General features: G+C 58.1%; 17 protein-coding genes. 2 read left to right on the top strand and 15 right to left on the bottom strand.

Annotated features, from left to right (window positions below):
- Positions 1-6 precede the first annotated feature (6 nt).
- From MHX53_RS01705 to MHX53_RS01635, 15 genes are all read right to left on the bottom strand, one after another.
- Entirely contained in the window at positions 7-954 is a 948-nt protein-coding gene (locus MHX53_RS01705; RefSeq protein WP_239271030.1) for a pseudouridine synthase, read from the bottom strand.
- Positions 955-1,033: 79 nt separating this feature from the next.
- Positions 1,034-1,933, bottom strand: a complete 900-nt coding sequence (locus MHX53_RS01700; RefSeq protein ID WP_239271029.1) for a lytic murein transglycosylase — start codon at positions 1,931-1,933, stop codon at positions 1,034-1,036.
- The gene (locus MHX53_RS01695) at positions 1,933-3,855 is read right to left on the bottom strand and encodes a hypothetical protein (protein WP_239271028.1); all 1,923 of its coding nucleotides are present in this window, start codon (positions 3,853-3,855) and stop codon (positions 1,933-1,935) included. The genes MHX53_RS01700 and MHX53_RS01695 overlap by 1 nt, the downstream gene beginning before the upstream one ends.
- A complete protein-coding gene (locus MHX53_RS01690; protein ID WP_204514833.1) occupies positions 3,852-4,694 on the bottom strand; it encodes an anchored repeat-type ABC transporter permease subunit in 843 nt (280 codons plus the stop codon). The genes MHX53_RS01695 and MHX53_RS01690 overlap by 4 nt, the downstream gene beginning before the upstream one ends.
- Positions 4,691-5,428, bottom strand: a complete 738-nt coding sequence (locus tag MHX53_RS01685) for an anchored repeat-type ABC transporter ATP-binding subunit (RefSeq protein WP_102239146.1) — start codon at positions 5,426-5,428, stop codon at positions 4,691-4,693. The genes MHX53_RS01690 and MHX53_RS01685 overlap by 4 nt, the downstream gene beginning before the upstream one ends.
- Complete coding sequence (locus MHX53_RS01680; protein WP_239271027.1) at positions 5,425-6,420, bottom strand: choice-of-anchor M domain-containing protein; 996 nt, start codon at positions 6,418-6,420, stop codon at positions 5,425-5,427. The genes MHX53_RS01685 and MHX53_RS01680 overlap by 4 nt, the downstream gene beginning before the upstream one ends.
- Positions 6,417-7,994, bottom strand: a complete 1,578-nt coding sequence (locus MHX53_RS01675; RefSeq protein ID WP_239271026.1) for an anchored repeat ABC transporter, substrate-binding protein — start codon at positions 7,992-7,994, stop codon at positions 6,417-6,419. The genes MHX53_RS01680 and MHX53_RS01675 overlap by 4 nt, the downstream gene beginning before the upstream one ends.
- A complete protein-coding gene (locus tag MHX53_RS01670; protein WP_239271025.1) occupies positions 7,991-10,717 on the bottom strand; it encodes a choice-of-anchor M domain-containing protein in 2,727 nt (908 codons plus the stop codon). Before MHX53_RS01670 ends, MHX53_RS01675 begins: the two co-directional genes overlap by 4 nt.
- 167 nt (positions 10,718-10,884) lie before the next feature.
- On the bottom strand, positions 10,885-12,483 hold the full coding sequence (gene groL, locus MHX53_RS01665; protein ID WP_239271024.1) for a chaperonin GroEL: 1,599 nt from the start codon (positions 12,481-12,483) through the stop codon (positions 10,885-10,887).
- Between the two features lie 42 nt (positions 12,484-12,525).
- Positions 12,526-12,819 carry a co-chaperone GroES gene (gene groES / locus MHX53_RS01660; RefSeq protein ID WP_102239141.1) on the bottom strand — a complete coding sequence of 98 codons (294 nt, stop codon included), beginning with the start codon at positions 12,817-12,819 and terminating at the stop codon, positions 12,526-12,528.
- A 264-nt stretch (positions 12,820-13,083) separates the two neighbouring features.
- Complete coding sequence (locus tag MHX53_RS01655; protein ID WP_102239140.1) at positions 13,084-14,127, bottom strand: acyltransferase; 1,044 nt, start codon at positions 14,125-14,127, stop codon at positions 13,084-13,086.
- 186 nt (positions 14,128-14,313) lie between these two features.
- Positions 14,314-15,252: a TatD family hydrolase gene (locus tag MHX53_RS01650; protein ID WP_102239139.1), complete on the bottom strand. Its 939-nt coding sequence runs from the start codon at positions 15,250-15,252 to the stop codon at positions 14,314-14,316.
- Positions 15,252-16,835 carry a methionine--tRNA ligase gene (gene metG, locus MHX53_RS01645; RefSeq protein ID WP_239271022.1) on the bottom strand — a complete coding sequence of 528 codons (1,584 nt, stop codon included), beginning with the start codon at positions 16,833-16,835 and terminating at the stop codon, positions 15,252-15,254. Before metG ends, MHX53_RS01650 begins: the two co-directional genes overlap by 1 nt.
- Before the next feature lie 18 nt (positions 16,836-16,853).
- Complete coding sequence (gene rsmI, locus MHX53_RS01640; RefSeq protein ID WP_239271021.1) at positions 16,854-17,693, bottom strand: 16S rRNA (cytidine(1402)-2'-O)-methyltransferase; 840 nt, start codon at positions 17,691-17,693, stop codon at positions 16,854-16,856.
- Between the two features lie 62 nt (positions 17,694-17,755).
- Positions 17,756-18,403, bottom strand: coding sequence for a DUF4190 domain-containing protein (locus MHX53_RS01635; RefSeq protein WP_239271020.1), 648 nt, complete (start codon positions 18,401-18,403; stop codon positions 17,756-17,758).
- Positions 18,404-18,465: 62 nt separating this feature from the next.
- On the opposite strand from MHX53_RS01635, the gene MHX53_RS11730 reads away from it, so the two are divergent.
- Together MHX53_RS11730 and MHX53_RS01625 are read left to right on the top strand one after the other, a co-directional pair.
- Positions 18,466-20,013, top strand: a complete 1,548-nt coding sequence (locus MHX53_RS11730; protein WP_239271019.1) for a phospholipid carrier-dependent glycosyltransferase — start codon at positions 18,466-18,468, stop codon at positions 20,011-20,013.
- 89 nt (positions 20,014-20,102) lie between these two features.
- Positions 20,103-21,284 (top strand): acylneuraminate cytidylyltransferase, encoded by a 1,182-nt coding sequence (locus MHX53_RS01625; RefSeq protein WP_239271018.1) that lies wholly within the window; start codon positions 20,103-20,105, stop codon positions 21,282-21,284.
- The last annotated feature ends 32 nt before the right edge of the window (positions 21,285-21,316 follow it).

The raw sequence follows: 21,316 nt of genomic DNA, 5'->3' as shown, positions 1-21,316 counted from the left end.
GAGCGATCACACCTTCAACTGGATCCCGGAAGTAAACCGGCGTTCCTCACCACTGAGCGGATCTCGGAACTCAAGCCCAACGGCACACAAACGCAGGGGGTGCGAAAAATCGTACGGGTCCTGGTCTAGGTCGTGCGGGTAAACGGGGTCACCCAGGATCGGCACGCCAGCGCCTAACAAGTGAACCCGCAACTGATGGGTTTTGCCCGTGTGCGGAGTGAGCACAAACCGCCCAACGGGATCACCCTCATACGTACCAACCACGTGTGAAAACTCGATACGAGAACGCGCGTTGATGGGCCCGTCGACTTTTTTAACACCACGTGTTCCCTTGTCTTTTTCGATTCGCGACTCGCACTCGAGCGGAAACGCTGCCGGGTCGAAGTCGCCGGGAAGAACCGCTAAGGCCTCATAGGTTTTATCCACTTTTCGGTCTTGAAAAAGCCGCTGATACGCCCCGCGCGTGCCCGGATTGCGCGACAAAATCAAGAGCCCAGCCGTCACACGGTCAAGCCGGTGAATGGCCACCAGGTCCGGTTCGTCACGTTCTACCCGCAACCGCGTGACCACGCATTCGCGCACAAATCGCCCGTTGGGAGTCGAGGCCAAGAAGTGGGGTTTGTCCACTACCAGCAGGTGCTCGTCCTCATGCACCACGGTCACGTCGAACGGCACGCGCGCCTCCGGTGGCACGACCCTATGGAAGAAGTAGAAGCCACCCGGGGTCACAGGTGTTTCCAGGGTGACCGGCCGGCCGTTTTCGTCTACGAGCCCGCCTCCGGCAGGATCGGCGATGTAGTCGAGCTCCTCACGCGAATCCGGGAAGTCGGCTAACAGCCAGTCACGGACAGTCGCGGGAACTGGTTCGTGTTGGCGGGAGTGCGTCTGATTGCCGCCAGGTGCGCGCAACCGGGTTGCGCTGATCCCTTCCCGAGGTCGTAGCGGGCTTCTCATGCCCCTTACCCTACCGACACCTCGGGCCCCATCAGCTCAACGGCCTGACGAAACGGCGCAAAACGAGCGAGACTACGCATTATATTGCGCCGTTTTGCTCGCTTTGCGCCGGCTGACCCACGACTTGGGCAATGCGTTGCGCTTCATTCGCTACGTCGCGCACGTATTGATCGGACGGGTTGTAGGCCTTGATCGCGTCCGTGTATCCGTTCAGGTCGCTCAGGTTGCGGTTGTTCGCGCACAGAAAAGCTGCCGCGGACGCTGTCGCGTCGTCAATGTTGTGCGGGTCTTTTGTGCCGTCGCCGTTGCCGTCCACCGCCACCTGGTTCCATGTTGTGGGGATGAACTGCATGGGGCCCACAGCTCGGTCGTGTGTGCGGTCGCCGTCGAGTCGCCCGCCGTCAGTGTCGCGGATATGCGCCGTGCCTTCACCACGCAGTTGAACACCAAAGAGGTGGGGCGTAACCTCGCCGGAGTCGTTCACGCTGGCACCCTTGTAGCGCCCGTGATCGGTCTCGATTTTGCCGATTCCAGCCAATGTATTCCACGACAACCCGCACTGCGGACTGCGCTGAGCAGCCCACACCGTTGCCGCGACATACGCCTGCAGAACGCGCTTGGGGATCCCCGATTTTTCACTCGTCTCGCGCAACCACGGGTTATCGACGGCAACCCCACCTGCCACCGGGTCAACGGCCGGCATGGAAGGCGCAACCGGCGCTGGAATCTCCACAACTTCCTCGGCCTGGCTGTCCGCCCCGTCCGCGCGGAGGTTTACAAACACCAGCCCTGCAAGTACGACCATCGCAATCGACATCGCCATGAGCGGGATTGCCCACCACCGTGATACCCCCGCCGAGGTCGTTGCCGCCTTCGTACTGGCCTTGGCTTTCGTACTGGCCTTGGGTTTCGTAGTGACCTTGGGGATTTCGACGGTGTCCTGCAGGCTGCTGGCGTACCGTTCGTCTTCACGGTGCATTATGAGTCCTCCCTGACCCACACGCGGGCTGCCAGGATCGCCAGCGCAACACTGCACGCGAGCGCTGCCCCAAAGACTCCCCACCACCAGTTCGATGGACCTTCGACCGAGGGCGTTTCTGGGGTCGCTTGGGGAGGTTTCGCGGGCGGGTTGCCACGCACCGTGTCCCCAGTGATCGAGGCCGCTTGGCAGTGACCAATGAGCGCACCCAGGGGCGAGCCGGCCACCTGAGCAGGCAGTTTCTTACCCACGTTGAACCGAAGGAGAACAGTGGCCCGGCGTTCGTGCCCGTGAACCTCACGAGTCAGCGTTTCAAACTCCACGTCATACGCACCTGGTTGGTTAAACATGAAGGTGGGGGTGCTGAACTGCCCAGGTGTGACCGTCGACTGTGACCCCTGACGAAGGTTTTTGGTGTTCTTCCCCAGCGCATCTTTTTGCTGAATGAGGACGCTCCCCGGTCCGCTCACGCGGGTGAGCGTCACCTCCATGGACTTCACGAGCGCCGGGTCCAGGTCGTTTGCGCTCCACCCCACTGCGGGCGCGTTTTGGCCACCGGTTGCCCATACCTGAGATCCGGGGGTGGCGAATTCTTTGTCCTGCGTTGTTGAAGGTGTGAACGCGGTGCGCGCTGAATCTGGCACGGTGACGTTGACGGTTGAGGGTGCGCGTTCTGCCCCGTTCACTTTGACCTGGGTGGGGTTGATGAGCACCTGACCTTGAGTCACGTCAACCATTTGTCCTTCACCTGCCGGTGCGCACACGTTGGCAGCAACTGGCTGGAAGGGCAGTGCGGCGGGAGTCGGCACGGTCAGTCCGGGGAGTCCCGGCGCGGCGCCGTATTGGCCCGGCATGTTGCCCGAGGTGTCACCCTCCTCCCCAGGTTCCGTTGCGTCTGCGTTGTCCGCGTCTTTGTCGTCGGTCGACGTGTCGTGTGAGTCGGAGGGGCTTTCGGCTGGGTTCCGAGGGACCGGGGTTGTGGGCGCGCACTGTGAGTCCGCCACCCGACCTTCTGCCTCCCGGTTGTCCGTATCCCCGTCACCAGCATCCTGGCCGTCCGCTGCCTGGTCGTCAGCCACCTCGGCCCCTTTTGCGGTGACCGTCAGCATCCCGTTGCGCGCCGGTTTCTTGGCGTCGTCCCTGTACATGGAGTAGGCGACGCAGTGGGTTCCCGGCTCCGAAAACGTCAAGTGCAAGGGTTCAATTGTTGGGGCCGAAATGTCGTAGGCGAACGCGTCCCCACGGGCCGCGATGTTCCCGCCTTTAGTGCGGTTGGGGTTGATGACGCCCATGGTTCCGTGTCCGTCGTGTCGGAATGCCATGCGCACGCGCCCGTCCAGTCCGCGTGCGTCGAAATCGGCGTTGGCAAGGTACCCCGCCGAGGTGTTTTCCGCCTTGACCGTGTGTTGTTTGGCTCCAAGCTCAGGGGGTTTGATGCGGTGTTTGTCGTCGAGGTCGGTTGGGCAGTCTGCTGGGTCGGTGTCGATCGTGGTGGTGTCGTCTGTGGACTCAACCCGGATGGTTTGGGTGTGCTGCCGTGGCTCCGTTTTGCCAAGAGAGTGTGCGTGGATGCTCAAACAGTAGGTGCCAGGGGTGGCTTTCACCTGCACACTCACCGGTTTCGACGGCTTCGTCTGTACCGCAAACGGCAAGTGTTCCCCGTCGAAGGTCACTTCGTCAGAAATGGTGCGAGGGTCAGTGTCACCCGCGGGTTCAGCACCGTCAGAGCTATCAGCGACTTTCGCGCCGGCAGACACGCTCAGTGTCACTGGCCCTGTGGCCTTCCACTCTTTCGGATTCAGCGTGAGCTCGTTGTCACGTGCCTCAAACACTGCGTTGGCGTACGCCGGTTGAGGTGTCACGTGCGGCACAAACACCAGCGACACCACAGCACAGATTGCTACCCAAAATCGACGTGTCACAGACGCGCCACCATCCCGTGTCGTGGGGCAAACAGCCATGCGAGCAGGAAGAAGCTGGTGAGCACCAGGACGATCGTTCCGCCCACGGGGAAGTCAGCAGTCCAAGAAATATAGAGCCCAATGAACGCCGACACTGCTCCCAGCGCGGGTGCTAGGAACATCATGGTGGAGAGTTTGTCGGTGAGGAGCCTCGCGGTTGCCGCCGGGGTGATGAGCAACGACAGCACCAGGATGTTTCCAATGGTCCTGATCGAGACAACGATTGCCAAGGTCACCGCAATGTAGAGGACGATGTCCAACCAGAAGACGCGGAGCCCCAACGCTCGCGCGTACTCACGGTCGATGCTCACCGTGACAAGGTCGCGCAAGAAAACCATGAGAACCGCGATCACGACGCAAGCAGTGATAGCGACAACGTACACGTCTGATGTGGGGATACCTGTGATCGACCCGAACAAAAAATCCGTGAGCGACCCTGCGTAGCCGGGAGACTGCGAAATGATGACGATTCCCAACGCGAACGCCGCCACGAAGAACACACCAATGACCGAGTCTTCTTTGAGCCTGCGGAACTGCGAAAAGATCGCCACCAAAAGTGCCGTCACAACACCGGCGATCGCGCCACCCACAACCAGGTTTCCGCCTACCACAAACGCGACGGCAAGCCCCGGAAATACCGAGTGAGCCACCGCGTCACCAATGAAACTCATGCCGCGCAACACCACGAAGCAGCCCACGACACCGCACAGAATGCTCGCCATCGTGGCGACCATGAGTGCCTTAGGCAGAAAAACCAGAAGCGGGTTGGTGAGGTCTGCGAAGAAGTCGAACACGCTCATGCGCTCACCCCCAGCGCTGTCAGCAGAGGTGACTGCGGTTTGAGACTGAACACATCGCACCACAGTTGCGGGTCGGTCAGGTTGTGTGGTGAGTCGTACGCCCGGATGTTGCCTTTGAGCATTGCAATGTGTGTACACGTGTGCATGGCTGCCACCAGATCGTGGGTGGCCATGAGCACCACGGTGCCTTCCTTTGCAAGGGAGATAAACAGGTCAGTGAGCAGTTCCTGGGTGGGCACGTCGACACCGGTGAAGGGTTCGTCGAGCACCAGCAGCTGCGGATGCGAGACAAGTGCGCGAGCCACCAAGACACGTTGCTTTTGTCCCCCGGACAGTTCGGCAACGGGACGGTCCTTGACCTCTGAAAGATGTACTTGCTTGAGCGCGTTATTGACCGCTTTGTAATCCTCGACGGTGGGGCGTTGCCACAACTTGAAGCGCTTACCGGTGAGCACCGTGTCTTCAACCGAAATCGGGAAGTCCCACGCAAACTCGTGCTTTTGAGGCACATACCCAACACCCACCTCGGCCTGCAAAGTCACCTTCCCGCGGCACGGAATCAGTCCGAGGATGGAGCGCAGCAAGGTAGTCTTTCCAGCCCCGTTGGGACCCACGAGACCTACGAAACTGCCCGCAGAGATCTCCAGGTTAAGGTTCTCAAGAACCGACCGCCCGCCCAGTTTTGTACACAGGTCGCGGACGTCTAAAACAGTGGTCGTGTCGTGTGCGCTCACTCGTCCATCCCTGCGGCCTTCTTGCGCTTGCGTGCGTTCGCTGACATGACCGCTACCGAGATGACGGCAATGAGGAACACGCCGCCCACTCCCGCCGCGATCAGTGGTAGCGCAGAGTTGCCGTCCGACTTCCCAGCGGCTGTGTTGTCTTCCGAGTTTTCGTTCTGCCCGGATTCGTTAGAAGAGTCGTCTGAGCCCTCCCACTGCATGCTGGCGGCTTTGTCTACGTCGGCTTGGTCGCCCACGGCAAGGCGAATGGTTTGGGTGTCTTCTAATTTTTCGCCCGAGGTGGTTTTCGCGCTCACGGACATCTTCACCAAATACTCCCCCGGCTTGGTGAATACCCAGTTGGCGTGCGTGTGCGTGTTGAGGTCCACGGAGGCGTCGCGTTGCTGGTCATCCCACACGACCTGTGGGGCACCAAATCCGCCGTTTTGCAGGTACACCACCATGTCGCCGGGGCCCTGCACTCCGCGTAGAGACAAGGTGACGTTTCCGTCGACTTCGTTGACGAAGCTGGGGTTCTGCGTGTTCCACCCCAGCCACACGACACCGGGTTGTTCGACCTGCGGGATCACCCACACGTCATCGCCCGCGTTGGCTGGAATGAACGAGTACTGCTCGTCGTCTGGCATCTGAATCTTGCCGCCTTGATCAACGACTTTGAGCACGGTTTTGTCCAGGTGTCGCCACACGGGTGGGTTAGCGGTGTCGTCGCGAGCCACGAGTTCGGTCTTGCCGTCGGTGAGGCGTGGGCCAATGTCCACGTGTCCGGCGTCGATCGTCGCCTGGTCCTCGCTGAGTTCTTCGGAATCGGAGACGTTCTGTTTGAGCTTTTCTTCTTCGTCTTCAGCACCGTTGCCCGAAGGTTGGTTTCCAGTGGCATGAGCCGCGGTCGCTGTGACGGTGGAGGGAACGGTCACCGCGGCGGGGCTCATTACCCCTACAGCTAGTAACGTGCATGCGATCGCTGTCAGCCGAATCGCTTTCATGTCAGGCATCCTTTCAATGATTGTGCGTTGAACCGCATGAGCTCTTCATATGTGGTGACGCGGGAGTCAAACGCGTCCGAGTAGATGTCACACACGCTCACATTCGCTTCGTCCGCAACTGTTCTGAGAGTGAGTGACCTACCCAATTGCGGTTCAACGAAGACCGCTGGGACTTTGAGATTCCGAATGGTGTCGGCGAGCCGAATTCGATCCGTGACGCTGGGTTCAACAGCGGGGTTGGGGGTGACGAACCCGGCGATGTCCACGTCGTATGCTGCGCCGAGGTACGCGAAAGCGTCATGCGTGGTGATGAGGTGGCGCTTGTCCTTGGGAATAGACGCAAGTGTGTCGCGTACTTCGCGGTCCAGCGCGTCTAGCCTGTCCACGTACCGTTTGGCGTTGGCCTCATATGTGCCCGCGTTGTCTGGGTCGGCGTGGGCAAGCGTGTCACGGATGAGTTTGACGTATGCGATTGCGTTGCTCACGTCATGCCACAAGTGTGGGTCCATTTCTCCGTGTACGTGCTTCCCTAGAACTGCTTGGGGCAACAGGTACGTGGACGATCCTGGTTCGCCTAAGAACTTCGAACCGCGTGGGATTTCCTGCCACGCTTTGTTGGTCACTGAAATGACAGTGTCGTCTGGGTTCAGACTGTCGTGGCCGGCAACGTTGCGTTCGTATGAGTTTTCGCCGAGGTCGGAGCTGGTTTCCTTTTCCGAGTCGGCAAAAACGGTGAGGTGTTTGGTGTCGAGGTCGGTGGTGAGATCCGCGTGGCCTTCGTCAATGATGCGTTTGTTTTTCATCTGTGGGTCGGAGTGAGGGTCGACCCCAACGGCGAAGGTGTACGTACCCTTTCCGATGTAGGTTTCGTTTTCCGGGTCGGTTGCAAGATGCGTTTCGAAGGTGATCTTGTACACTCCAGGTTTGGAAAACGCCCAGCTCAAGTGGGTGTGTGCATTGACCGGCAGTGTCGCCACGTCAGAGTCCCCTGCACCGTCTGAACTGTCAAAGTACAGGGTGTTCTGCCCTAACGCTTGCGTGAGAAACCCGTGGACGGTGCCCCCGGAAGGGGCAACGACCTCGGTCATTTTCATCCGCACTTCACTGGCACGGTCAGCGCCCAACTCACTGCCGGCACCCGAGACGCGCAACCCCAGCCACACGGTGTCAAGAGTCACGTCTTCGACCAAGGGGATGACACGCGCGGAATACTTGGTAGCGCCTTCTGCGAGCCCAATATTGGGTGCGTCAGACGGGATATTCGCGTCTAGGGTCTTGATGAGTTTGTGCTCTTCCAGCATGACGTAGTTGGAAAAAGCGACGTCTGAGTACACGATGTTGCGGACATCGCGCAGGGTGGGTTCGTAGGAGTGCGGGTCCGCGTTGGCAGGAACCAACGGAACCACGTTCGCCGCATCACCGGCAACGTTCTTCACCAGGTCAGCGATGATGCCGGTCGTGGCAACCACCTGAAGCTGGTCAGCGTTCCGGTGGGTGTATGCACTCCCCTGACACCCCGCGGCCAGCACCGTCACAAGGACTGCGCTGACCGCGAGGAACGTACGCCTGATCATGAACGGCGACGACGTTGCGAAACTACGGCAACGACTCCGATCCCTACGAGCAGACCACCACCAATGAGACCGGCGGATATTCCGGATACACCTGTGCGTGGCAAGGATGGGCGGGCACAGTTGTCCATGTTGCCGGCATCAGCGTTGCTGACGGGAGCGCTTGAGTCACCGCCGTTGGCGTCAGCGGTTGCCTGGTCCGAGGTGGCCGGGTCGCCCTGCTGGTCACCTGGCTGGCCGCCCTGCTGGTCGCCTGACTGTGCGTCAGCGTTCTGATCGGGCGCCGACTGGCCAGTTGGGGTGATGTTTCCAGCCCCGGCCTTCGCAGACTGCCCCACTTCGAAGTTCAGGGTTCCGGTGGCCTGGCTGGTGGATCCGTCCTTGAGTTTCACGGTGAACGTCAGAGTCGCGGTGTAATTACCGGGTGCCGAGAACACCCAGTTGCCGTGTTCGTGTGTGCGCAGAGGAATGTCGTAGGAGTCCCCGGCGTTACGGAACACGTGTTTCACGCTTCCGCCACCTAGGCCACCGCCACCAACAAACACGTTGAGTTTGCCGGGACCGTTGAGCGAGTCGAGTCGCATGGTGACTTTCGTTGCGTTATTCACGAGTTGTTCGTCTTGTGTGTTCCACCCCAGCCATGGAACTTGCGACTCCTGCGTTTGGCCGATCATGTAAATGTCGGCTCCAGGTTTGCCCAAGAATCCGAATTCGGCTGGGACCTTCTTCTTCGACGCGTCTCCCAGGACGAACGTCATGTCGGACGGGTTGCGCCACACGGGTGGCGAGGTGCGGTCGTCTTTCACTTCCGCGGTTGCGCGCTTCCCGTTGAGGCGGGCACCAAAGTCGAAGTGACCGTCAGTCACGCGAACACGCTGGCCTGCAGGGGCCTGCTGGCCGCTTCCACCGCCTGTGCTGCCGTTGTTTCCTTGGCTTGTACCGGAGTTGCTTTGGCCACTGGCGTCAGTGCCCTGGCCGGCTGCACCAGATGCGTCGGTTGGGACACATACAACGGGAGCCTGTGCGGGTGCCGAGTTGTTGTTGGCACCTGCGCCACCACTGTTGCCGGCGTTGGCGTTGTCGGCATTTCCGCCGTTCCCCTCAGCGTCCTCTCCTGAGCCGACTTTAAGGGTGACTGGTTCAGATTCGACGCGTTCGTCGCCTGATGTGTGTACAGCACGAAACTGAACGCCGTCGAACTCTTTAGTCAGAGACGGAATGATGATCTGGCGTGAGGATACTGCCTTCTTACCGTCCTTGTATTCCATCCATTTTTCAGACTCCGACGCGCGGGTTTCCCACACCAGTTTTCCTGCGACTTTAAGCGGTTGTCCGCCGTTATCTGAGGTTTGGCTGTAGGTGGCTTCTGCGCGTGCGTCTTGGCCTTCGACATATTCGTCTTGGTCCAAGGTCGTGGTGAGTGTGAAGTCGTACTGAGAGTCGTCCTCGTCAGATGGGGATTCCGAGGTGGAAGGCTCTGGTTCCTGTGGCTCTTGGGGCTCCTGCGGGGCCTCGGATTCACCTGGTTCGACCTTCAGCTCTACTTCGTTTGACCGTGTTTCCCCGGCATAGACGGCACGAAACGCGGTGCCCGAGTCAGTAGCTTCGAGGTTTTCGATGCGGAGTTCTTTTCCTTGAGCCGCTTCAACGGGTTCCCACTTGTCTGAGCCAGGTGCTCTGCGTTCCCATGACACAAGCCCGTTTTCGTCGCCACCGTTCACCGTGGCGCTAAGTACCGCTGTGTCACCGGCGGCGTATTGCTCTTTGTCAGCTTTCGCATCGATTGTGACACCCGGTTGTTGTGGTGCCGGCTGTTCTGGTTTGCCGCTTGGTGAGGGGGCGGGCTTATCAGTGGCTGGCGCTGAAGGTGGTGTCGTTGGTTCCGAGGTGGGAGTTGGTTTTGGTGTTTGAGGTGTGGGTTTAGGCGCGGGCTTAGGCTTGTCTAGGTCTTCAAGGTCAGCTTTGTTCAGGTCACCTACGACGAACACGTATTCTTGTTCGCCGGTGACGCGTTTGCCACCGACTACTGCGCTGGATTCGAAAACAAGGCGGTAGACACCCGGTTTGGTGAAAACCCAATTAGCATGCACGTGGGCGTTTGCGATCTGTTCGTAGCTGGAGTGCTCGAGATCGGTGAGTGAGAAAACTCGTTGCGGTCCACCAAACAAACCGTCTTGGAATACCTCGACGTTGGCACCCTTTGGTGCTTGAGACTTCTTTTGGTTCAGCTGCATGGTGACTTTGCCGCCTTTGACATCCTTTTCAGCGATGTCTTGGGTGTTCCAGCCTGCCCAGAGGCCGTCGTGGTTCTGGCCCTGTGGGATCATCCATGCTTGTTTTCCTGCCGCGTGAGTAAACTCGAATCCTTTGGCAGGTATTTTTCTTTTAAGTGCGTCGTTGACGTGGAAGAGCAGTTCGTTGGCCGGTTCGCGTGCGTGCTCGTACTTGCCATTGGAAGGCGCCCAGTCGACCTTGGAGAACATGTGCATTTTCCTGCCACGAATGCACATGGAAACTGCGTCAGCGTGTTCGGTCTCAACGACGTTGCGTTTTCCGATTTTGGGTACGTCTGCACGAAGCCCGGTGGCGTCGGCGCCACAGACGGGTGCAGATGATGCGGTGTAGGTATTGTCAGTTGGGCTGGCGTGGGCTGCGGTGCCCAGCGCTGATGCTATGAGAGCGACAGAGGTGGCGAATCCCGCCACAGCACGACCAAGAAACAGCACAGTTTCGTCTTTCTATCTCTATTGTCTTTTCCTCCCAAACAGTAAAAACGAAACGTCGTAGTGTCATAGCTTTATGTAAATATACGTGCATATGCGCGGTAAATGACGGGAGACAAAAATCGGGCCGCAAGCGTGATGCTTGAGGCCCGATTTTCTAGAAGTGACGTTTACTTATCGTCTTCGTCGTCTTCTTCCTGCTTCTCAACGACCAGTGTTTCGGTAGTGAGAACCAGAGCTGCGATGGATGCAGCGTTGCGCAGTGCCGAACGGGTCACCTTGACTGGGTCAATGATTCCCTGAGCGATCAGGTCACCGTATTCGCCGGTTGCGGCGTTGTATCCCTGTCCCGCTTCCAGTTCAGCAACCTTCGATGCAACGACGTAGCCGTCCTGTCCAGCGTTTTCTGCGATCTGGCGCAGTGGCTGAACGATTGCACGGCGAACAATGTTGACACCGGTTGCAGCGTCGTGGTCCTTGCCCAGGTCGTTGCCGTCAAGAACCTTAGCTGCGTGGATCAGAGCGGATCCACCACCAGCAACTACACCTTCTTCAATGGCTGCGCGGGTAGCGGAGACAGCGTCTTCGACGCGGTGCTTACGTTCCTTAAGTTCGACCTCGGTGGCAGCACCCACCTTGATCACTGCAACACCGCCGGCCAGCTTGGCCAAGCGTTCCTGCAGCTTCTCCTTGTCCCATGACGAGTCGGTGTTCTCGATTTCGCCACGGATCTGGGCGGTGCGAGCGTCAACGTCGTCCTGCGATCCTCCACCGTCGACAACAGTGGTGTTGTCCTTGGTGACGGTGATGGTGCGGGCGGTACCCAGCTGGTCCAGGGTGACCTGGTCGAGCTTCATACCCATGTCAGCGGTGATGACCTGTCCGCCGGTGAGGATTGCGAGGTCTTCCAGGATCGCCTTGCGACGGTCGCCGAATCCGGGGGCCTTCACAGCGGCGACGTTGAGGATTCCACGGATCTTGTTAACAACCAGGGTGGACAGTGCTTCGCCTTCCACGTCCTCGGCAACAATGAAAAGTGGCTTGCCTGCCTGCTGCACCTTTTCCAGAACAGGGAGCAGATCCTGAATGTTGGAGATCTTACCCTGGTGGATCAGGATGTATGGGTCTGACAGAACTGCTTCTTGACGGTCAGCGTCGGTCACAAAGTATGGCGACAGGAAGCCCTTGTCGAACTGCATACCTTCAGTGAACTCAAGCTCGACCGATGACGCCTGAGATTCGTCGATCGTGATGACGCCGTCTTTGCCAACCTTGTCGAAGGCTTCTGCGATCAGTTCACCGATTTCAGGTGACTGAGCCGAAAGCGCTGCAACGTGTGCGATCTCTTTCGAGTCAGCAACTTCGCGTGCGATTTCCTTGAGGCGTTCTTCAACTGCGTCAACAGCTGCTTCAACGCCAGCCTTCAGCTGTCCAGGAGCTGCACCGGCTGCGACGTTGCGCAGACCTTCGTGTACGAGTGCCTGAGCCAAAACGGTTGCGGTGGTGGTTCCGTCACCGGCAACGTCGTTTGTTTTGGTGGCAACTTCTTTTGCCAGCTGAGCGCCCAGGTTTTCGTATGGGTCGTTGAGTTCGACTTCACGTGCGATGGTCACACCATCGTTGGTGATTGTGGGTGCGCCCCACTGCTTGTCAAGAACAACGTTGCGACCGCGTGGGCCCAGTGTCACTTTGACGGTGTCAGCCAGAACGTTTACACCGCGTTCAAGTGCCTTGCGAGCGTCGTCATTGAACTGCAAAGTTTTAGCCATTTTTCACTTCCTTCTAATGAGTGTGAGTGCGTGAAGGTGTGATTAGCCGATTACTGCGAGAACGTCGCGAGCCGAGAGCACCAGGTATTCAGCACCCTGGTACTTCACTTCGGTTCCGCCGTACTTGGAGTAGATGACCTTGTCGCCGACGTTCACGTCAACAGGTACGCGGTTTCCGTTGTCTGCAACGCGACCGGGGCCAACTGCGACAACTTCGCCTTCCTGTGGCTTTTCCTTAGCGGTGTCTGGGATAACCAGGCCGGAAGCAGTGGTCTGTTCTGCTTCGAGCTGACGGATTACGATGCGGTCTTCGAGTGGCTTGATAGCTACCGACATGTGACAGTCTCCTTTTGAGTCTGTGTCGAGATGTGTTTTGTGTGCTCTTTGGGCAAGCTCGCTTAATGTTGTTCGTCGTCGCGGGTGCCGAATCAGCATCAAGTTTTAGTGCAATTTGCCGGTGTCTCTAGGTGCCGCCGAGTGCGACACTCACCTCACCGTCCGGTTAGCACTCGCATTGCCCAAGTGCTAACTGAAACTCTATTGCGCCGTTGGCACTCTTTCAACTCGAGTGCCAATTTTTCGTTACCCTTGAGCGAATTTTCAGCTCAGAGCGTTTTCGTTACGCACTGCGCGACGCGCCGGCCCCTCATGGCGTTCTGACGGGTCACTCATAATTTCGCGGAAGAACGAGCGCACGCGTGGCGGAACAATCTGAAGCGGGAACACAAACAACGCATCGACCCAGGGGTTCTTTCGGAATGCGGCCAAAAGGCCACACACTACCAACGAAAGCACAAGTGCCACCCACGCAACACCAACGGGACCCATCCCAGCAGTTCTGAGCGCCGGCATCACAACTAGCATAATTGCGGCGTGAGGGGCATAAAAAGCAATGCTGTTTTGTCCGACCCACTGCACCGCACGGTATGTGGGCGATCCCATAAACATCACACCTAGCAGGACAGCAATCGTCACGAGTGGAATCGCCGTTAGAAGGAACGGAATCGGCACTAAAACTTGGAATGTCGGCACTTCGCTTGGCACAAGAATTTGAACACCTATGAACAACAGCACCATCGTTGCCAGCAGTATCAACCGCGAGGGTGTTATTCCACTTTTCATCTTCAGCACAGCGTTTCCGATAGCTGCGCCACCATAGAAGAACATTCCGTAAACCGCAAGCTTGAGAAGATAGTTGTCGCCTTCTATCGCCATTGCGCCCAGCACACAAACGATCACCATAAAAGCTGGAGGCACATTCTTAAACAGTTGCGCAACACAAAAGTAGATCATGAGGTAAAAAACAAACCACAGATAATTGCCTTCGCCCCAGTGGTTCGCGTCAAGTGGCTCAAAGACCCCGTGCTTAGTCATCACGTGAATGATGAGCCAAACCCCAAACGGCCACGCGAGGTTAGCGAACTTTCCATAGGTGAAGGTAGCCAATGGCTTGCTAAGCGAACGCGTGAGAAAAAGCCCTGAGAGTAAGAACAAAACAGGCATTCGCACGGCGCGTAACTGCTGAGATAAATCCCAGTACCAACCGGTCTTAACCTCGATAGCGTTAAATGCCGAAGCGTGCCACACGATTACCATCAAAATTGCGGTGCCGCGTAGACCGTCAATCCAGACAGCTCTATTCATTCAGTGCTCCTGCATGGGGGAAGTCGGGAGGCTTGCAAGTTACAACCAACTTTAAGCAAGCTCTCAGGTTTCTTCGCGCAGACACTCCGAGAGTCTCGAAAACCGAACGGCGCTACACAGCCACCCCGCCACCCAACTACCGGCCCCTGCCCTATGGTCAGGAGAAGCAACGACCTCGGCCCGTAATCAGCCGTTCAACTCCCACGGACCGACCGCACGCACGGCGTTCGCGGTGACACGTTCGGCCAGCTCGTCCTCGCTGACTCCGCGCACCTGGGCAAGCGTCCGCACCACGTGCGCAACCATGTATGGCCCACCGGGCTTTCCGCGGTGAGGGTGCGGGGTCAAAAACGGTGCGTCGGTTTCTGTTAGGAGCAGATCAGGCGGGACGACCTCGGCGGCTTCCCTCAACCCATGAGCGTTCTTAAAGGTGACGTTGCCAGCAAAGGAACAGAAGATCCCCAACTTGCCCGCCTCCCTAGCCATGTCAACGTCACCGGAAAAGCAGTGCAGAATAGTGCGGTCCGGAACACCCGTGTCACGCAGAACCCGGAACACATCCGCGTGCGCTTCACGGTCGTGGATCTGGAGCGTCAGCCCGTTCCTTTGCGCGATCTCAATGTGCGCCCTAAACGACTCCTCTTGCGCTTTCATATCGCGCACGGAATCAGCATCCGTGCGGAAGAAATCAAGCCCGGTCTCCCCCACAACGCGCATGCGCTCATGGGACGTGACCAACTCTTCAATTTCGTCCAGCGACTCTTCCAAGATGCCAGCGCGTGCCAGCCTGGGCGCTTCGTTGGGGTGGATCGCAACCCCACCCAGCATCCAGTCGCGGCCAGCCTGCGCCTGTTCTTCCACCACACGAGTCGTCCACCGGGCTGCACCCATTTCGCACCCGATCTGCACCACCCTGGTCACACCCGTGGCTATCGCCGTGTCGTAGAAGAAGTCCAAAGGTGGGAACGTTTCGTCTTCTTCGGGCTCGACTTCCGGGGCAGGTTCGCCTGACTTGATAGGGCCACGGGTTCCCGTACACATGTCCAGGTGCGTGTGCGTGTCCACGGCCGGAACCGCGAGTGGTTCCGGCACCGGTGGATATTCGCCAGCAGCGCGAGATGCCATTACTTGGCCCCTCCTGCAGTCCCAGCGTCACCTTCGTTCGAGGCTTCGTACCGTGGGAACACGGGTGCCGGTGCGGGCAATTCCGTTCCAGCTGGCAACCATTGGCCGAGGTCGTTAAACGTCCGCGAGTCCTCGGCAACTCCCAGCTGGGTAAGGACCTTCCCGGTAGATTCGGGCATGACTGGTTGAGCCAGAATCGACACCCGGCGCAATACTTCAAGCGTGACGTAGAGGACCACACCCATGCGGTCCGGGTCGGTTTTCTTCAGCTTCCACGGCTCTTGAGCCGAGAAGTAGCGGTTCGTTTCTTCCAGCACTCGCCACAGCGCTTCCACGTAACGGTGCAGTTCCTGTACGTCGACGAACGCAGTGACACGTTCCAACAGGCCGTCGGTGCGTGCAAGCAGAGCACGGTCGTCGTCCGTCAGATCAGCCTCACCCACCTCGGGCACTACTCCGCCCAGGTTTTTGGCGATCATCGAGGTGGAACGCTGAACCAGGTTTCCGTACTCATTGGCCAGGTCTGCGTTCTTGCGCGCAATGATCGACTCGGCTGAGTATGAGCCATCCTGGCCGTAGGAGATTTCGCGAAGCAGGAAGTAACGGAGCGTGTCTAGGCCAAATGCGTCAATGAGATCGTACGGGTCGACAACGTTGCCCACAGATTTGGACATCTTTTCGCCCTTGTTAAACAAGAACCCGTGTGCGTGAACGCGCTTGGGCAGTTCCAGCCCTGCGCTCATCAGGAAGGCTGGCCAGTACACGGTGTGGAATCGCAGAATGTCCTTACCCACAACATGCAACTCGGCCGGCCAGCGCTTCTGAAACTCAGCCGAATCCACCTGCGGGTACCCCGCACCCGTGAGGTAGTTGGTCAAAGCGTCGACCCACACATACATCACGTGCTTGTCGTTGCCGGGTACCGGCACACCCCAGTCGAAGGTGGTGCGTGAAATCGACAGGTCTTTCAGGCCACCTTTGATAAATGACACGACTTCGTTGCGGCGCACATCGGGGCCCACCGGGTGCCTGCCTGAATCATCGACCGTGTCCAGCCATTCCAACAACCGATCTTCGTAAGCGGAAAGCTTAAAGAAGTACGACTCTTCTTCCGTCCATTCCACGGGAGTGCCGGTGGAAATCGCGTAGCGTTCGCCGTCTTCCCGCACTTCGGTTTCGTCTTCTGTGTAGTAAGCCTCATCGCGCACGGAGTACCAGCCTGCGTAGGCATCGAGGTAAATGTCCCCGGCCTCTTCCATTCTCTTCCACAGCGCTTGGCTGGCTGTGTAGTGGTCAGCGTCGGTTGTGCGGATGAACCTGTCATATGACGACCCCAGTGCATCATGCAGTGCGCGGAAGCCTGCCGCGTTCTGATCTGCAAGTTCCCGTGGCGTAATTCCAGCCTTCTGCGCCGACTGCTGCATTTTCAGCCCGTGCTCATCTGTTCCAGTCAGCATGAACACGTCTTCACCACTCAGGCGTTTAAAACGAGCGATCGTATCAGACGCGATGTATTCGTACGCGTGCCCAATGTGTGGCGAACCATTGGGGTATGCAATTGCGGTGGTCATGTAGAACGTCATGGTTTCTAGTCTATGCACTCACTTTGTGTGGATGTATTCCTCGTACACGTCGCGGGATTTCAGTCCGTGGATCTTCGCAATGTGGGCGGCCGCGTCCTTTGCCCGCATGCCAGACTCCACTAACTGGGCAACGTCTTCGGTGAGGTCTGCCGCCGAGGTGGCACTCACCTCGGGCGCGCCTGCCACCACCAGCGTGAGCTCACCTTTCAGACCGTCCCTGGCAACCACTTGCTCATGGATACTCTGGATTGTTCCCCGCAGGGTTTCTTCGTATGTTTTGGTGAGCTCCCGGCTCAAGGTCATGGGCCGGTCTGCCCCAAAGTAGGTGACAAAGTCCGCCAGGGTAGTTTGGATCCGGTGCGGGCTTTCGAAGAAGACCATGGTGCGCCGTTCGCTGGCAAGATCTGTTAGCAAGCGCCCGCGTTCCCCGGCCTTGCGAGGCACAAACCCTTCGAACGTGAAGCGGTCGGACGGTAGACCGGACAGGGCGATAGCGGTAAACACTGCCGACGGGCCCGGAACCGCCGTCACGGGCAGATCACGTGACACGACTTCTTTGACCACGTGGTAGCCGGGGTCTGACACTGCTGGCATTCCCGCATCGGTGAGTAGCACAACCCTGGCGCCGTTCTCCACCTGCTGAGCAATCTCACCGGCTTTGGAACGTTCGTTGTGATCAAAAAGGCTCACTAACGTACCGGAGTACGTAATCCCTAAGCGGGAAGCCAACCCCATAAAGCGACGGGTGTCTTCAGCCGCGATGACGTCAGCTGTTTCGATCTCTGCCCGCATCCGTGGGCTGGCATCGTCGAGATTGCCAATCGGTGTCCCCACAAGCACCAAAGCCGGGTCAGTCATGTGCATACCCGTGAGATATAGGTCTGGCGAGTCGTCACTCGTAGTCTTCTGTTTCTCACACTTCAGTAGGTCGACAAGCCAGCTAGACCAATCATCAAAATGACGAACAGAACGATCACAATAAAGCCGGCGATTGCAAGGTAACCGGTGATGAGTCCAGCGATTGCTAGTCCCTTACCTTCTTGGTCACGTTCTTTGCACTGTTTAAGCGCAATATGTCCCATGATGACGGGAGCGATACCAATGATTCCGATGGGATATGTGCTCAAAATGCTGATGATCCCCAAGACCAAGGCAGCAATAGCTAAACCGTTTGTTGGGCGACGCACGGGGTACCCGGGCGCCCCGTAGGGAGCTGGTTGCGCGTTATACGTGGGCGTAGGGTTGTAAGCCGGAGTGGGGTTAGCTGGTTCGCTTGTCGAGGACCCGTAATTGCCCGAGGAGTAGTCGCCACCACCGTACGTACTGCTTTGGCTACTGCCGTAGTCGCTGGGCGACGAACCGTAGGAAGAAGAACCGTATGCCGGTGAACCAGAGGACGCTGCCCCTGGAGTCGCAGATCCGTACGCCGAACCGCCTGAACCGTGCGAAGCCCCGGGCTTGAAGCTGGCGGGACCCTGACCGCTGGACGAAGGGCCAGAATCGTACGAGGGGAGGTCGTTGTACGGGCGGCTCGAGCCCCCGCTAGAACCGGTAGTGTTCGACGACATAGTTTCCTTCCTAAGACTACTAAAACCAAGACTAGTGGAAGTGACATGCGTAAACTAGGCGCGTGGTTTCTTCTAAGCGAATTCCTACTAAACACGTGCTTTCGCATGACGCGCTCCGCAACCCTATTGGCTGGGCGACTGCCACGGGTCTTGCTGTCATTGCGGCAATCTTGCGCATGATTGGCCTGGGGCACCCCAAGGAACTGATCTTCGACGAAACCTACTACGTCAAGGATGCGTACTCGCTGTGGAAGTACGGCACAGAGCGCGCGTGGCCAGAGGAACCAAACCCCAACTTCGTCGCAGGCAACCCCATGCCTTTGGACGATCCCGGATACGTCGTTCACCCGCCTTTAGGTAAGTGGATGCTGTCCGTAGGGCAGATGATTTTTGGCCAGGACTCGTCATTCGGGTGGCGATTTTCAGCAGCGATAGTAGGCGCTCTGACAGTCTTCATCATTGTGCGCTTAGCGATCCGTTTATTCGGCTCCATTTGGATGGGCTTTATTGCGGGGCTCCTCCTCATGACCGACGGAGAACATTTCGTTCACTCACGCACCGCGCTGTTGGACCTGTTCCTCATGTTCTTCGTACTCCTGGGGTTTTGGCTGCTGGTAATCGACCGTGACTACGCCCGAACCCGCATGGTGAAGCTGACAACCGGCAATTCGCAGAAGAAATCCGCAGATCTCTCGACTTTCGGCCCTCACCTGGGGTGGCGTCCGTGGCGTTTGGCCGCCGGTTTGGCACTGGGGTGCGCGATGGGCGTCAAGTGGTCCGGACTCTACGCACTTGCCGTGTTCGGCATCATGATCGTGGTGTGGGATGTGCGGAACCGTTACCTGGCCCGCGTCAAGTATCCGTTGCGTGGCATGCTGGTACGCGACTCAGTTCCTGCCTTCATGTCGCTCGTTCCCGTGGCATTCGTCACGTATGTCCTGTGTTGGTCGGGGTGGATCTTTACCAACAAGGGCTACGACAGACACTGGGCACAAGAGCATCAGGGCTGGTGGAGCTGGCTCCCCGACTGGATCCCTTCCCTGGCGCACTACCACCATTCGGCGTACAAGTTTCACGTGGGCTTGAGTTCAGAACACCCGTACGCGTCAAACCCGTGGGGCTGGATTGTCCAATGGCGACCCACCAGTTTCTATTACCGCTCCCCCGAACCCGGCCAGAACGGTTGTGATTGGGACAAGTGCTCGGCGGCCATCACCTCGGTGGGCAACCCTGCCCTGTGGGGAGTTGCCGCGATCGCGTTGGTGATCGTCATTCTTGCGTGGTTAGTCCGTCAAGACTGGCGTGCCGGAGGCATTATTGCGGGCATGATCGCCACGTGGGCACCCTGGTTTACGTATCAAGACCGCACCATTTTTACCTTCTACACAATCGTCATGGTGCCATTCGTAGTTCTGGCAGTGACGTACTGTGCAGGGCTTGTGTGGGGCCGAGGTCGTCTCACCGTCTCTTTGCGCGTCCGGCGCATCCTCGTGGGCGTTTTCCTCGCAGTTGCCGTGCTACTTTTCGCTTACTTTTGGCCGTTGTACACGGGCACTACCGTGCCGTATGAAAGCTGGCGACAGCACATGTTCAACCCGTCGTGGATTTGACCGAGCAATGGGCAAAAGGCCATGTCATGACCATAGAGCGCGCCGGCGGTCTTGTATGGTGAAGGAAACTCTGCGCATAATGGAGGCCTGTGACTACTCAACAGAAAACGCCTAGTACCGTAGCGATTATCCCTGCCCGAGGTGGCTCAAAGGGGGTTCCGCTCAAGAACCTGCAAAAGATTGCAGGCAAGTCTTTGCTCGCACGTGCAATCGAGTCTGCGCACGCTACCCACGGAATCGATTTGGTCGTGGTGTCGACTGATCACGACGGAATTGCTGCAGAAGCTGAACGTCACGGCGCAACTGTAGTCAGGCGCCCGGACGCAATTTCGGGTGACACTGCCACCAGTGAATCCGCGCTCATTTACACATTGGAGCAACTGGAGAAGCTTCGGGGCACGCAGTTCGACATCACCGTGTTCATGCAGTGTACTTCCCCGTTCATCAACCCACAGAACATGGACAACGCGATCGCTCGCGTTCAGCGCAATGCTGCAGACGTTGTGTTCTCGGCTGTTGAAGACCACAGTTTCCTCTGGACCTTGGACGAAGCACACCATGCAGTCGCTGTGGGCCACAGCATGGATTACCGTCCACGGCGCCAAGACCGTCAAAAGCACTTCAACGAAACCGGCGCTTTCTATGTCATGCGCACCGCAGGGTTCATCGAACGCAACCACCGCTTCTTTGGCCGTGTCGAGATCGAGGAAGTTCCGCCAGAAGACGCGCGTGAAATCGACACCATGTCTGACCTGACGCTTTTGCGCGCGATGGCAGCCGGGCGCACGGAAACGACTCACCTAGACATCGACGCTTTGGTCACCGACTTTGACGGGGTACACACTGATGACGCCGTGCATGTGGATCAAAACGGTGTCGAATCAGTTCGTGTCCACCGAGGCGATGGCATGGGTGTCAGCCGGCTCGTCAAGGCTGAGTTCCCGTTCCTGATTCTTTCCAAAGAACGCAATCCCGTGGTCACCAAGCGCGCAGAAAAACTGCGTGTCGAGGTGGCACAGGGAATTGACAACAAAGCTCAGGTAATCTCGGAATGGATGGCGGACAAGGGTCTGAATCCTGAACGTGTTGCCTATGTAGGAAATGACATTAACGACTTGGAAGCTTTTAGTGCTGTAGGGTGGCCCATCGCAGTAGCAGATGCGCACCCCAAGGTATTGGCTGCTGCCAGGTTTATCCTCAAGAAGAACGGCGGTCACGGGGCTGTTCGCGAAGTCTGCGACTTGGTGAGCATTCCTGAGGCCACTCAATGACAGTTGTACTGGGAACCCACGGTTCTTGAACA

Origin of the sequence: Brevibacterium sp. ACRRH, assembly GCF_022346365.1 — a bacterium.
Lineage (GTDB): Bacteria > Actinomycetota > Actinomycetes > Actinomycetales > Brevibacteriaceae > Brevibacterium > Brevibacterium paucivorans.
The sequence above is the reverse complement of the archived record's forward strand: the minus strand, read 5'-3'. Positions and strand labels throughout refer to the sequence as shown.

Excerpts from the sequence above, each read along its gene's own strand:
- MHX53_RS01680 (WP_239271027.1), bottom strand. The coding sequence starts at position 6,420 with ATGAAAGCGATTCGGCTGACAGCGATCGCATGCACGTTACTAGCTGTA.
- rsmI (WP_239271021.1), bottom strand. The coding sequence starts at position 17,693 with ATGACTGACCCGGCTTTGGTGCTTGTGGGGACACCGATTGGCAATCTC.
- metG (WP_239271022.1), bottom strand. The coding sequence starts at position 16,835 with ATGACGTTCTACATGACCACCGCAATTGCATACCCCAATGGTTCGCCA.
- MHX53_RS01655 (WP_102239140.1), bottom strand. The coding sequence starts at position 14,127 with ATGAATAGAGCTGTCTGGATTGACGGTCTACGCGGCACCGCAATTTTG.
- MHX53_RS01650 (WP_102239139.1), bottom strand. The coding sequence starts at position 15,252 with ATGGCATCTCGCGCTGCTGGCGAATATCCACCGGTGCCGGAACCACTC.
- MHX53_RS01700 (WP_239271029.1), bottom strand. The coding sequence starts at position 1,933 with ATGCACCGTGAAGACGAACGGTACGCCAGCAGCCTGCAGGACACCGTC.
- groL (WP_239271024.1), bottom strand. The coding sequence starts at position 12,483 with ATGGCTAAAACTTTGCAGTTCAATGACGACGCTCGCAAGGCACTTGAA.
- groES (WP_102239141.1), bottom strand. The coding sequence starts at position 12,819 with ATGTCGGTAGCTATCAAGCCACTCGAAGACCGCATCGTAATCCGTCAG.
- MHX53_RS01635 (WP_239271020.1), bottom strand. The coding sequence starts at position 18,403 with ATGTCGTCGAACACTACCGGTTCTAGCGGGGGCTCGAGCCGCCCGTAC.
- MHX53_RS01675 (WP_239271026.1), bottom strand. The coding sequence starts at position 7,994 with ATGATCAGGCGTACGTTCCTCGCGGTCAGCGCAGTCCTTGTGACGGTG.
- MHX53_RS01705 (WP_239271030.1), bottom strand. The coding sequence starts at position 954 with ATGAGAAGCCCGCTACGACCTCGGGAAGGGATCAGCGCAACCCGGTTG.
- MHX53_RS01690 (WP_204514833.1), bottom strand. The coding sequence starts at position 4,694 with ATGAGCGTGTTCGACTTCTTCGCAGACCTCACCAACCCGCTTCTGGTT.